Origin of the sequence: Marivivens sp. JLT3646 (assembly GCF_001908835.1) — a bacterium.
Taxonomy (GTDB): Bacteria; Pseudomonadota; Alphaproteobacteria; order Rhodobacterales; family Rhodobacteraceae; genus Marivivens; species Marivivens geojensis.
Genome location: NZ_CP018572.1, coordinates 2,679,927 through 2,692,162, shown reverse-complemented (window position 1 = coordinate 2,692,162; position 12,236 = coordinate 2,679,927). Strand labels below are relative to the sequence as shown.

General features: G+C 47.7%; 10 protein-coding genes. All 10 read right to left on the bottom strand.

All coding sequences use genetic code 11. The features are described 5' to 3' along the window. Positions 1–428: 428 nt before the first annotated feature. The 10 genes from BSK21_RS13455 to BSK21_RS13400 all read right to left on the bottom strand — a co-directional run bounded on the left by BSK21_RS13455 (position 429) and on the right by BSK21_RS13400 (position 12,233). A complete protein-coding gene (locus tag BSK21_RS13455; protein WP_067552788.1) occupies positions 429–3,524 on the bottom strand; it encodes a type I restriction endonuclease subunit R in 3,096 nt (1,031 codons plus the stop codon). Positions 3,525–3,618: 94 nt separating this feature from the next. Continuing rightward, positions 3,619–4,376 (bottom strand): IS5 family transposase gene (locus tag BSK21_RS13450; RefSeq protein ID WP_156529556.1). Its coding sequence is split into 2 segments (ribosomal slippage): positions 3,619–4,055 and positions 4,055–4,376, totalling 759 coding nucleotides; the frame shifts between segments, so codons are not numbered across the junction. 28 nt (positions 4,377–4,404) lie between these two features. Then, a complete protein-coding gene (locus BSK21_RS13440; protein ID WP_067547529.1) occupies positions 4,405–5,148 on the bottom strand; it encodes a restriction endonuclease subunit S in 744 nt (247 codons plus the stop codon). Next, positions 5,148–6,695, bottom strand: a complete 1,548-nt coding sequence (locus BSK21_RS13435; RefSeq protein ID WP_067547526.1) for a class I SAM-dependent DNA methyltransferase — start codon at positions 6,693–6,695, stop codon at positions 5,148–5,150. Before BSK21_RS13435 ends, BSK21_RS13440 begins: the two co-directional genes overlap by 1 nt. 282 nt (positions 6,696–6,977) lie before the next feature. Beyond that, entirely contained in the window at positions 6,978–7,550 is a 573-nt protein-coding gene (locus BSK21_RS13430; protein ID WP_067547523.1) for a hypothetical protein, read from the bottom strand. An 83-nt stretch (positions 7,551–7,633) separates the two neighbouring features. After that, positions 7,634–8,149: a hypothetical protein gene (locus BSK21_RS13425; RefSeq protein WP_067547520.1), complete on the bottom strand. Its 516-nt coding sequence runs from the start codon at positions 8,147–8,149 to the stop codon at positions 7,634–7,636. 460 nt (positions 8,150–8,609) lie between these two features. Then, a complete protein-coding gene (locus tag BSK21_RS15970; protein ID WP_156529531.1) occupies positions 8,610–9,251 on the bottom strand; it encodes a hypothetical protein in 642 nt (213 codons plus the stop codon). Positions 9,252–9,457: 206 nt separating this feature from the next. Beyond that, positions 9,458–10,099, bottom strand: coding sequence for a hypothetical protein (locus BSK21_RS15965; RefSeq protein WP_156529531.1), 642 nt, complete (start codon positions 10,097–10,099; stop codon positions 9,458–9,460). Positions 10,100–10,205: 106 nt separating this feature from the next. Continuing rightward, positions 10,206–11,270, bottom strand: a complete 1,065-nt coding sequence (locus BSK21_RS13405) for a hypothetical protein (RefSeq protein WP_067547508.1) — start codon at positions 11,268–11,270, stop codon at positions 10,206–10,208. A gap of 6 nt (positions 11,271–11,276) precedes the next feature. Then, the gene (locus BSK21_RS13400; protein WP_067547505.1) at positions 11,277–12,233 is read right to left on the bottom strand and encodes an inverse autotransporter beta domain-containing protein; all 957 of its coding nucleotides are present in this window, start codon (positions 12,231–12,233) and stop codon (positions 11,277–11,279) included. Between the last annotated feature and the right edge of the window lie 3 nt (positions 12,234–12,236).

Sequence of the window (12,236 nt, the reverse complement as noted above, 5' to 3'; positions counted from 1 at the left end):
TTGCTTCTGGGTTAAGGTAATATTCACAGGATTAGGGACTCGGTGTTCGAGATAGTAAGTCTTAAAATCGTTAGGAGTAGGCATGATGGTGTAAATAGCTGGTGAATGATATAGCTATTTATACGCCAAAGGTCCTATCTTTATGGTGAAATTGAAAAAATATTAAAATTTCTGACAAAATTTGAAATGCCAAATGCTACGCTGTTTCATAACTTCAAGTGAAATCCATTGATTAATTACAGCTGGGACTAGCACTTCGTGCTTGGAAAGGCATGGCTTGCTTAAACGCATCTTCAAAAATAGTAAAAGTTATCACTCAACACCCATACCAAACTTTTACTATTTTTCGGTCAACACCTATTCATGGAGTTTTAGCTTCTAACGTTCAATCAGAGGATCGTGTCGCTTCCCGCCAAAACTTTTTCTCCTTAAGCTGCCATCTCAAACTCAGAAATCACTTCAGCCTGACGTAGAACCATTTCCACAGCATCTTTCGATTGATCAGGCGGGTACTTGTATTTGCGTAGTAGCGTACGGATTAGAATACGAAGCTTTGCTCTTACGCTATCACGAACAGCCCAGTCGACCGTCAGGTTCTCTCTTAGCTTCTTGGCAACTTCTCGAGACATTTCCACGAGAACTTCTTCGCCCATTGCCTGCTGAGCAGACTCATTTTTGGCTAAGGCATCATAGAAGGCTTCTTCTTCGTCGCTCAGATTGTGGCTATCCCGCCGGGCTAGATCGTCTCGGAAAGCCTTAGCCATTGCGATCAGCTCCTCAATCACCTGAGCAGCTTCAATTGCCCTGTTTGCATATTTTCCAAGTGAGGCTTGCAGAAGGTCGCTGAACTTGCGCTGTTTGACGACGTTGGTTTTGAACTTGGATTTGATCTCGTCTTTGATCAGCTTTTGCAGAAGTTCGACAGCCAAGTTCTTGTGAGGCATCTTCATCACCTCAGCTAAGAAGTCCTCGGATAGAATTGAGATGTCAGGGCTATCCAAGCCCGCAAGTTTAAAGATGTCAGATACACCTTCACCCACCACGGCTTGTGACACCAATTGCCTGAGCTCGTAATTGACATCCCTAGGAGGCGTGTCGCCTTTGTCTCCTTTAATGAGTGGTGCTCGCACGGCTTGATGGAAAGCTACTTCGGGCGAAAGTTCCAGCGCCTCGTCGAGCGTCCCACAAAGTGCAAATGCCTTTGTCATTTGAAGCACTGTATCCGCATATCTGCGCTTACCGTCTTCTTGTCCAAGTATATGGTCCATACAATCGGGGATAAGAGCCAAAGCCTTGGTTCTGAAATCGCTCCAATCGATAGGATGGAGGATATCACGAGCAACTTGGATCTTCTCTTTTAGTATCCGCAGAGCTTCGCTGCTATCGATGGTTGGACGACCCTTGCCCTTGGCTGCGCTGTAGGTCGCTAGGGCTTCTTTGAGCTGTGGTGCAATGCCGATGTAGTCAACAACCAGTCCACCTGGCTTATCCTTGAAGACACGGTTAACCCGAGCAATAGCCTGCGCAAGGTTGGCTCCTTGCATTGGTTTGTCGATGTACATGGTTGCAAGGCAGGGAGCATCAAAGCCCGTTAACCACATATCACGGACAATCACGATCTTCAGCGGATCGTCAGGGTTCTTGAAGCGCTTTTCCAAGTCTTTCTTCTGCGCTTTGTTCGTATGGTGTGGCTGAAGATAGGCTTTGTCTGATGCCGAAGCGGTCATCACAACCTTTATTACACCCTGCATGTGGTCATCTGAATGCCACTCGGGCTTCAGCTTTATGATCTGGTCATAGAGACGAACACAAATGTCTCGGGACATAGCGACAATCATTGCTTTGCCCGGTTGGGTTTGGCTGCGGGTATCATAATGTTTGATTAGGTCTTCAGCGATTTCTTGAAGGCGAGCATCAGTCCCAACAATTGCTTCTAGTGCCGACCATTGTGACTTAGCTTTTTCCTTCTCACGTTCATCTGCTGTTTCGCTGTCGAGGATGTCTTCTACCTCATCGTCGATGGTCGGCAGCGCCTCATGGTTAAGGTTAATTTTGGCAAGGCGAGACTCGTAATATATCGGTACAGTCGCACCATCTTCGACTGCCTGTTGGATGTCATAAATAGAGACATAGTTGCCAAACACTGCCTGTGTGTCCCGATCATCTTGCGAGATCGGCGTACCTGTAAATGCGAGGAAAGTGGCATTGGGCAGCGCATCCCGCAGTGACTTGGCGAGACCGAACTTGATGGCGCCAGTCTCTCCGTCAATCTTTGCTTTGAAACCGTACTGCGTGCGATGGGCTTCGTCGGCGATCACAACCACGTTGTGGCGATCAGACAGCACGGGAAACTTGTCTTCATCAGCATCGAGACCAAACTTTTGGATCGTCGTAAAAATGATGCCACCAGACGGTCGATTGCGAAGGTGTTCTCTCAGTTCAGCACGGGAGTTTGCTTGTTTAGGTGTTTCTCCTAGAAGGTCGCCAGCGCCAGCAAAGACACCAAAAAGCTGACCATCCAGATCTTGCCTGTCGGTCACCATAACCAAGGTTGGGTTTTCAAGTCGAGGTTCGGCAATCAAACGTCCAGCAAGGCAAGCCATCTCAATGCTCTTGCCTGCACCTTGGGTGTGCCAGACAACTCCGCCTTTCTTGTTTCCATCCCGAGAGGAAGCTTTGACTACACTTTCAACAGCAGCTTGGACCGCATGGAACTGGTGATACCCAGCAATCTTTTTGATCACCGTCTTATCATCTTCAAACAGGCAGAAGTACCTAAGATAGTTGAGGAAAACCTCTTTGTTGAAAAGCCCTTTAATCAGGGTCTCAAGCTCTCGGTGCTTGCCAAGCGGATGAACCTCAATGCCATCGATCGTCCGCCAGTTCATAAACCGCTCTTCATTGGCAGAAAGCGATCCAAGCCGTGCAAAGATCCCGTCTGAGATCACCATGCAAGTGTTGTAGTTGAAGAGATCGGGGATATCCGTCTTGTAAGTTTGAAGCTGATTATAGGCTGCCCAGATGTCGGCGTTTTCGTCTGCAGCGTTTTTAAGCTCAATCACCGAAAGTGGCAGACCATTGATGAAAACTAAAACATCAGGGCGGCGGGTTTGTTTATGACCATGAATAGTGAACTGATTGATGACTAACCAATCGTTGTTGTCGAGATTGTCGAAATCAATAACCTTGAGCTGTCGACCGACTTCTTGGTTGCCTTCGTGAAACGTGACTTTCACACCATTTGTAAGCCATGAATGCACCTGTCTATTGGCAGACATCAGGGCTGGGATATTGGGGTTTGAAAGTTGTGACAGCGCCGTATCAATCGCTGGTTTTGGGATGTCGGGATTGATGCGTTTCAGAGCAGAGAGAAGGCGATCTTTGAGTATGACTGAACGATAATCAGTCCGCTCAGGTGTCTCGCCATCGGGAGCGATGTCATAACCACAAACGTATTTGTAACCGAGATCTTTGAACCACTCGATACTTTGCTGTTCGACAAGATCCTCCGTCACCAGCGCCATCAGATACCCGCCTCCTCAAGGAACTTCTCGACGTCAGGGATGCGGAGTTCACCGGAGATAAGTTTGGGGAGGAGTGTGTCTCTAGGGTCAGGACTCATAGCCAGTAAATGACGATCGCTGCGAGGGCGATTGCTGAGAGGAAGACCTTCGGGCATCTGTCGTAGCGGGTTGCCACCCGGCGCCAGTCCTTGAGCCTGCCAAACATGATCTCGATCCGGTTGCGCCGTTTGTAGCGGCGCTTGTCATACTTCACGGTGGTCTTGCGCTGTTTGCGGCCAGGGATGCAGGCGCGTATCCCTTTGTCTTTCAACGCTTCCCGGAACCAGTCGGCGTCATAGCCACGGTCACCAAGCAGCCAATCAACATCCGGCAAGCTGCTCAACAATGCCCGTGCGCCAATGTAGTCGCTGACTTGCCCAGCCGTCACGAAGAGGTTCAGCGGTCGGCCCTGGCTGTCGCAGATAGCGTGCAATTTGGTGTTCATGCCGCCCTTCGTCCGACCAATCAGGCGTCCACGCCCCCCTTTTTCACGCCCAAGCTGGTCGCTGTTCGGTGGGCCTTGAGGTACGTCGCGTCGATCATCACGGTCTTCGTCTCGCCGTGCTCGGCAGACAGACCGGCCATCATTCGCGCGAAGATACCCTTGTCGCTCCATCGTTTCCAACGGTTGTAGAGCGTTTTGTGCGGACCGTAGGCGGTGGGGGCATCCCGCCACCGCAAGCCATTGCGATTGATGAAGATAATCCCACTCAGCACACGTCGGTCATCGACGCGTGGCTTGCCGTGGGACTTCGGAAAGAAGGGCTCAAGACGCGCCATCTGGGCGTCGGTCAGCCAAAACAGATCAGACATGTTCACCGCTCGTTTTTCGGACCGTGAATCACGCCATCCCAGGGAAATCAATGGGTCCTGACCCTAGAACAGGGATAGAACCTTCTTCTTCAACGGTTTTATTGCTGTACAGCTTTCCTACCTTTAACCGGATTGCTTCATCCTTTACTTTGAATACGCCCCACCCCTTCGGAATCTCCCCAATCTCTGAGTCCACCAACTCACCAGGAAACAGGTCACTGATTTCAGGGGGAAGACCTGTGGGGCGACCCTCTGTCTTTGCTCGCACAGGATCAAAGTCTACAAACCATGACTTGAAGATTGCCTTGGCAATCTCTTCAAGAGTTTGGTTCATTTTTTGGTTGAGTTCGATTTTGTCGTCTAAGGTGCCGAGGATGTGGGCGATAGCTCTTTGGTCAGATAAACTTCGTTCGGGTACTTCAAGGGATTTAAGACTTGTTTGATTGATAAGGGGTTGTCCGGAACCGCCTCTCAACGAATGCAAATCCCTCGTTAACAATAAGTAGTAACAATAGCGAGCATCAGCACCAGTCTTTGCTGTGCCTTTGATTGCATTATCAGTAACCCAGCACTGCCGTGGACTGTAATGCACCGAACCACAATAAGACCCGACACGACCTATTATTATAGTTCCGGCGGGATTATTGAATTCATCGCAGTGACCAATAACTCCGTTGGAACCAAATACCTTGAACGTTCCGTTTCCCTCATCGGCAGGGCGTTTTTTTCCGTTTCCAAAGTTAAGGTAAGTATCAACAGGAACTAAGCGCACTACACATCCTCAAAGATAGATAGGTTTGAAACAATCTCTTGGTCTAACTTCGAAGACTTATCATGCAGAGCATGCAGTGACTCTGTTAATTTTTTAATCGTTTGCGTAAACACGTCTGTGTCCATCGATGTTTCTTCTGCTCCCACAAATCTACCGGGCGTCAGTACAAAACCATTCTTCTCAACCTCTTCCAGAGACGCTGACTTACAGAATCCGGCAATGTCCTCGTAACCTTCACCCGTCTTCCACGACTGAACCGTCTCTTGAATCTTGGTAATGTCCTCATCGGTGAAAACCTTAAGAACACGAGTTTCCATCGTTCCCAACTGACGAGCATCAATGAACAAAGTCTCACCTCTACGGTCTCGTCCGTTAATTGTCTTGTCGTTAGTGAGGAACCAAAGACACACTGGGATCTGTGTATTGAGGAACAACTGACCGGGTAATGCGATCATCACTTCGACAACGTCACCTCGAACCATCGCTTCTCGGATCTGACCTTCGCCACCTGTGTTTGAACTCATCGACCCGTTAGCAAGCACGACACCTGCCTGACCGCCCGGACGAAGTTTCCACAGCATATGCTGAAGCCAAGCGTAGTTGGCATTTCCAACTGGCGGGCGCCCAAACTTCCAGCGTGTGTCGCCCTCGTACTTCTCACCACCCCAGTCCGAGATGTTAAACGGCGGGTTTGCCATGATGTAGTCGAACTTGAGGTCAGGAAATTGGTCCCTTGCGAACGTATCCGCAGGCTCTTTGCCAAGATCAGCCGAGAACCCACGAATTGCTAGGTTCATTGCTGCCAAGCGCCAAGTGGTTGGGTTGCTTTCTTGACCATAAATCGAGATGTCATCAACACGACCACCGTGTGCTCTTACGAACTCTTCGCTCTGAACAAACATACCTCCAGAGCCACAGCAGGGGTCATAGACCCGCCCAGAGTGAGGGGACAGCACAGCGACAAGTGTCTTCACTACGTGAGATGGAGTATAGAACTGACCACCTTTCTTACCCTCTGCTGAAGCAAATTGACCGAGGAAATATTCATAGACTTCGCCAAGGAGATCGGAGGAGTTGTACTTATCGGCGAAGCCAATGGTCGAGATCAGGTCGATCAACTCGCCCAGCACGCCTTGACCCAATTGAGCACGACCAAACCGCTTATCTAACTTACCTCTGAGCGAATTGTTCTCGTTCTCAATCGCCGTCATGGCGTTATCGATCATTGAGCCAATGTCAGGCTGCTTAGCCTTGGCTCTCAGCGCTTCCCAACGTGCTTCTTGAGGCACCCAGAAAACGTTGTCTTGGGTGTAATAATCCCGTTCTTCCAACTCGTCTGCATACTCAGCCGGATCCTCTGCGATGAAGTATTCCGAGTTAGGATCCGACACCATCTCTCGGATCTTGTTTTGCTGCTTAACGAAGGTGTCAGAAATATACTTTAGGAAGATAAGCCCCAAGACGATGTGCTTGTACTCAGCAGCATCCATCTGCGCCCGAAGTTTGTCGGCGGCTTTCCATAGTGTTTGTTTGAAGTCTGCGCTCATCTAACTCGCTGCCAATACTTAGAAATCTATGCTACTAGATTGTCATAAGTGCCGATAAACGCAAGCATAAGGGGAAAGTTTTTCATGCTTCGAGATGACATTCTCACCACACAGGATAAGTAGCGATTCAGTGTAAATAGCAGTTGCTGAAGTCGATGGTCATCCAGCCAGAAGTAGGATTTCCCGGCAGTTGACAGAATTCTTCATTATTCGACGATTTTAGGTTTGAATTTGAGACAGTACTGTTGATGCCAAGAAATTAGAAATTAAGGTCATTTTTCATCAAGGCATATTTGGAAACCATAGCTCAATCGAGCCATCAGGTGACACAAACGTCGACAAGCGTTCGTTCCAAATCAAAAGAGAAAAACAAGGGTCAAAACCGGACGTTTTTTGGTCTGAGGCTGTTTCACAAGAGCTACCGTGTTGTGGATATATAATCACAACTTGTTCGCTGGTATGTGTCGGAATGGTTATCGACTGTGGTTGGTGGCTGCCCCAATTTCGATAAGGAACGCCATCGACTATAATGAAGAAACCACAGCCACCCGTGCCACACCACGCATAGCCTATATTTGTGCATCGAAACTCAGGCACCAAAACTGTTGCGAGTTTTCCTTCAGTAGTAATTGGGATTTGATAAACCTTACTTTCGCCCAAGGTCAGCTCACCGCTGAGCGGGATGTCCATATCAGCATCGATGTCACGAAAATTACCCTGTGCAGCATCACACCTCTCTTGGAACTCAGCGGTTATAGCGTCAATCGCACGCTGGTCCTCTATAGAGAGAGTTGCAGCGAGCGCTGCTGACACACCCCAAACCATGACGAGTGATAAGGACAATAAATATTTCATTTGTAAGCCTAATGACTGCTCATGCTAAGGGAGATAGTGACTGATGGTCATACGGTCAGAGTTGAGCGATTATTGAAACGACCTCATCCGATCCGCATAAACCGCTTATAAATGCTGCGATCAATGTCGATTGAAGTCCCGTTCCAAACGCCTACAGCATCAACAGCCGGATGCACGGAGTACCAGAAGCTATCCGCAACGATATCTTCAATGAGATCTTCGATATAAACTTTGTCACCAGACCTTATTCCTAATGGAAGAATATATGCCCCCCAACCTTGCGATGCTGGTCTGTTGCGAGCATATCCTTTGACCTCATGGATCGTTTCCCATTCTTCATCAGAATATTCGATTACATTTCCGTACTGCACAAACATGGTTCGATCAGAAACGAGACGGTACTCACCAGACAGGCGGTTGCGCAGTAACAACCCCTTTAATTTCAGGTCACGGCTCTCTTTGATTTGCAAGACGCAGACTTGATGCCCAATCTGCACTGCTTCGTTTAATTCATCAGTGGCGTAGCAAGTCTTAACAACTGGCAGCTCATTAAAGTTAGTAAGGCGTTCTTCGCCCCCTGGATATAGACCATCTATCATGATTGAACCTCAAATATGGGATTAGAAACACTAATTTTAAGGCATGCCTTTGGATCTCGCCTCAAGAGGGTCATGATGTCACTTTCAGACATAAAGTCTGTGTTATGCACTACATGATCACATAGACTGCACTTTGACATGGTGCTGGACAAAGACTGCATATCCTTGAGCTGAGCAGACTTTGGACACTCAATTTTCTTCAGCCAGTTACCATCTTGGTCATAAATGTCGTCGTCGACGATCTTCAGGCTCATCGTTACTCCGTATCGTTCGAGCGCCAATCAAATTTTTGACTGAATTGATTGCAAAAATCTTCAATGGGTCCAGTTCTTGTTGCAAAGGTAGAACGCTCTGGTCTCTTCAATATCTGAAGCGGTCATCCAAATTCACCAAGGTCGAAAATTCGACTTCTTCTGTCATTTGAAGACTGTATCCATCCCGCCAAGTTCTGGTCTTTGTTTCAACAGATGGAGGTAGTTTCGACACCGAATGTCTGCACAGCGTAATCTAGTGCTTTAGCTAGACGTAGTGCTGTTGGGATGTCCTTGATACCTTTCTCATACTTCGTTCCAGCCTTACCAATAGTGAAGACCTCAGCAACATCAGATGCTGCTTGCTTTACTTCCTCTTGGGTTACTTGCTGAGGAGACCCTTGGGGAGTGGCTGAGGAGAAGATTCCTTGTCCTCCGCCAAGTCCAGAGGATTGGCGTAGTTTAGGATCAATCGACCCTCTGATGGTGTCTGGTTGTCCTGCATTGGAAGGTATTGACCCTCGTCCTGCTGGTCCAGTTCCTCCAGAAGATCCCAATCGATTTCTGACAGCCTTTCTTGCAGCGTTGGCGTAGTCTGGCGCTTCGTCGTCTTCGCAGCCACGGCTTTCTCCATTCTTTTGCTTGGCTGTGTCATACCGGCGTTTCTCAGGATACCACAGCAGTGCTTGAAGGTCTGTGTTATGCACTACATGATCACATAGACTGCACTTTGACATGGTGCTGGACAAAGACTGCATATCCTTGAGCTGAGCAGACTTTGGACACTCAATTTTCTTCAGCCAGTTACCATCTTGATCATAAATGTCGTCGTCGACGATCTTCAGGCTCATCGTTACTCCGTATCGTTCGAGCGCCAATCAAATTTTTGACTGAATTGATTACAAAAATCTTCAATGGGTCCAGTTCGTGAGAGAAAGGTAGAACGCTTTGGTCTCTTCAATATCTGAAGCGGTCATCCAAATTCACTAAGGTCGAAAATTCGACTTCTTCTGTCATTTGAAGACTGTATCCATCCCGCCAAGTTCTGGTCTTTGTTTCAACAGATGGAGGTAGTTTCGACACCAAATGTCTGCACAGCGTAATCTAGTGCTTTAGCTAGACGTAGTGCTGTTGGGATGTCCTTGATACCTTTCTCATACTTCGTTCCAGCCTTACCAATAGTGAAGACCTCAGCAACATCAGATGCTGCTTGCTTTACTTCCTCTTGGGTTACTTGCTGAGGAGACCCTTGGGGAGTGGCTGAGGAGAAGATTCCTTGTCCTCCGCCAAGTCCAGAGGATTGGCGTAGTTTAGGATCAATCGACCCTCTGATGGTGTCTGGTTGTCCTGCATTGGAAGGTATTGACCCTCGTCCTGCTGGTCCAGTTCCTCCAGAAGATCCCAATCGATTTCTGACAGCCTTTCTTGCAGCGTTGGCGTAGTCTGGCGCTTCGTCGTCTTCGCAGCCACGGCTTTCTCCATTCTTTTGCTTGGCTGTGTCATACCGGCGTTTCTCAGGATACCACAGCAGTGCTTGAAGGTCTGTGTTATGCACTACATGATCACATAGACTGCACTTTGACATGGTGCTGGACAAAGACTGCATATCCTTGAGCTGAGCAGACTTTGGACACTCAATTTTCTTCAGCCAGTTACCATCTTGATCATAAATGTCGTCGTCGACGATCTTCAGGCTCATCGTTACTCCGTATCGTTCGAGCGCCAATCAAATTTTTGACTGAATTGATTACAAAAATCTTCAATGGGTCCAGTTCGTGAGAGAAAGGTAGAACGCTTTGGTCTCTTCAATATCTGAAGCGGTCATCCAAATTCACTAAGGTCGAAAATTCGACTTCTTCTGTCATTTGAAGACTGTATCCATCCCGCCAAGTTCCCGTCTTTGTTTCAACAGATTGAGGTAGTTTCGACACCAAATGTCGGAATGTTTCTTCGCTTCCGCCCTTGAGGTAGACATTGACGTGCTTGCGCCGGAACATAAAGCTCAGCTCCTGAAAGCCTTCAAATTCCTTCACTATTCGGACAAAGCGCTTACGTGATGGGTCACCCTCTTGCAGTAGGCGACACATAGATATGGCTCGTTCAGCAAATGAATATTCGCAAGTTGATATGACATCGTTCCAAGAAAGCTGCTTGAGTTCTGGTTTATCAGCTCGCTTCTTCCGACTTTCGTAAACGTCTGTCAGCTCTTTCAGTGGATACCGTTGTTCAAACCGAAGGTGGGTTTCACCTTCAACGTTATGAACATCGATGGCGAAAGCATATATCGTGATTCCGTAATTTGTAAGCCAATCCGCTGTTATGATTACTTCCGGATGGAATGCCTCAGCGATCAGAACAATCTTGATATCGCTTTGGAGTTCAGTCGTATCGAGGATCTCAAGAAGTTCTTCGTATTCATAACACTTTTGAGCGGATGCAATTGAACGAAGTTCATCTTTGGTCTTACTTGAAGCCATCGCTGCATAGGTAAGTCCTTGAAGTAAATGGAGTTTATTCTTGTCTCTCTTCAGCTCAAAGATGATTAACGAAGAATCCTCAGCATCCAATGCTAGGATATCAAGCCTGTCAGAAGTCGAGTCGTCAGGGTTGATCTCTTGTCCGATTAAGACGGCAGATGAAAAGCCAATCTCGTTCCTAAAGGCATCCCACGAAGAAACGATTGCCGCTTGCAGGTCCGTTCTTTCAAGCAAGTTCTCTTTTTTGAAGTTGGTTTCGGAGAGTTTTGAGAGAGTTCTGTTTGTCTTGTCGAATTTTAACATGGTCAGAGCTTTCACTATCCGAAAAATGTAATGATCATAAAAACTGATCACCTGCCTTCGTTCTAACGAAGGCAGGTGATGCCCAGTCATTAGACCTTACACTCCACTCATTGTCACGCCGAGGCGGACTGAAGATTTGTGAATTCTGTTTTCACGTTCGACTGGAATGTAGAGCATATTTCGAAGTGATCTTGGTGAAGAGGAGGCGGATCTCGAATTAGTTCTTTGGTGTCCACCGCCAAATGGGATCGAGTAAGCGATGCTAACCTCACCCTGAGCGTCTTCATCACCTGTTTTCGCAACGGCTAGATTTGCAGTGAGGTTGGGGGCAAGTTCTGCCGTTAAGCCAAGTGAGTTCTTGTCAGTGCTGTATCCGCTGTCGTTTTCCCAGTATTCGGTGAGGAAATAGAGGGATGAGTTGAGATACTCAGGCATGTTGTAAGTAAGCTTTACATCATAACCGTCCAACGCAGTCTCATATACAGAGTCATACAGGATTTCGCCTGTCAGGGCTCGGTATCCATTCGCTCGGAACTCAAGGTCTTCTGTAAACGCTTCGACCCCAACTCCGACCCGACGATGCTCCGATCCAAACTCGTAATCGTAGAATGCGTTAGCTCCTAAAATCAGGCTTTCGGCATCATTAATGTGACGAGCACCAAATCCAACGTTCAGCGTTGTCCGTTGATCATAGGTATTGAGTGAGGATTGGTTAAAGAAGAACCAGTTCGAGGTTTCGTGTAGCCCGTAGACCGACATTACTTCCAGAGATGGTTCATCGTTTTCGAAGCCAAGAGTAACCCCAAGGTATTTCCAGTTGCTGTTTTGAAGGGCTTGTTCTTCGAGCAGGTTGATTTGGTTGTTTACCTCCCCCAAGACATAGTCTTTTGCGAGGTCTTCCATAACCGCTGCAGGGTCTGGAGATTGAGCAATTTGAACCAAAGTCGAACTGATGCGGCTCTTCACTGTCTCGATTTCATTCGCATACGGAAATGAGACGCTGCTGACGACAAAGACGGAGCACAGTGCGGTCGAAATGAGAAAATTTTTCATATG

Excerpts from the sequence above, each read along its gene's own strand:
- BSK21_RS13405 (WP_067547508.1), bottom strand. The coding sequence starts at position 11,270 with ATGACTGGGCATCACCTGCCTTCGTTAGAACGAAGGCAGGTGATCAGT.
- BSK21_RS15965 (WP_156529531.1), bottom strand. The coding sequence starts at position 10,099 with ATGAGCCTGAAGATCGTCGACGACGACATTTATGATCAAGATGGTAAC.
- BSK21_RS13435 (WP_067547526.1), bottom strand. The coding sequence starts at position 6,695 with ATGAGCGCAGACTTCAAACAAACACTATGGAAAGCCGCCGACAAACTT.
- BSK21_RS13430 (WP_067547523.1), bottom strand. The coding sequence starts at position 7,550 with ATGAAATATTTATTGTCCTTATCACTCGTCATGGTTTGGGGTGTGTCA.
- BSK21_RS13400 (WP_067547505.1), bottom strand. The coding sequence starts at position 12,233 with ATGAAAAATTTTCTCATTTCGACCGCACTGTGCTCCGTCTTTGTCGTC.
- BSK21_RS15970 (WP_156529531.1), bottom strand. The coding sequence starts at position 9,251 with ATGAGCCTGAAGATCGTCGACGACGACATTTATGATCAAGATGGTAAC.
- BSK21_RS13425 (WP_067547520.1), bottom strand. The coding sequence starts at position 8,149 with ATGATAGATGGTCTATATCCAGGGGGCGAAGAACGCCTTACTAACTTT.
- BSK21_RS13455 (WP_067552788.1), bottom strand. The coding sequence starts at position 3,524 with ATGGCGCTGGTGACGGAGGATCTTGTCGAACAGCAAAGTATCGAGTGG.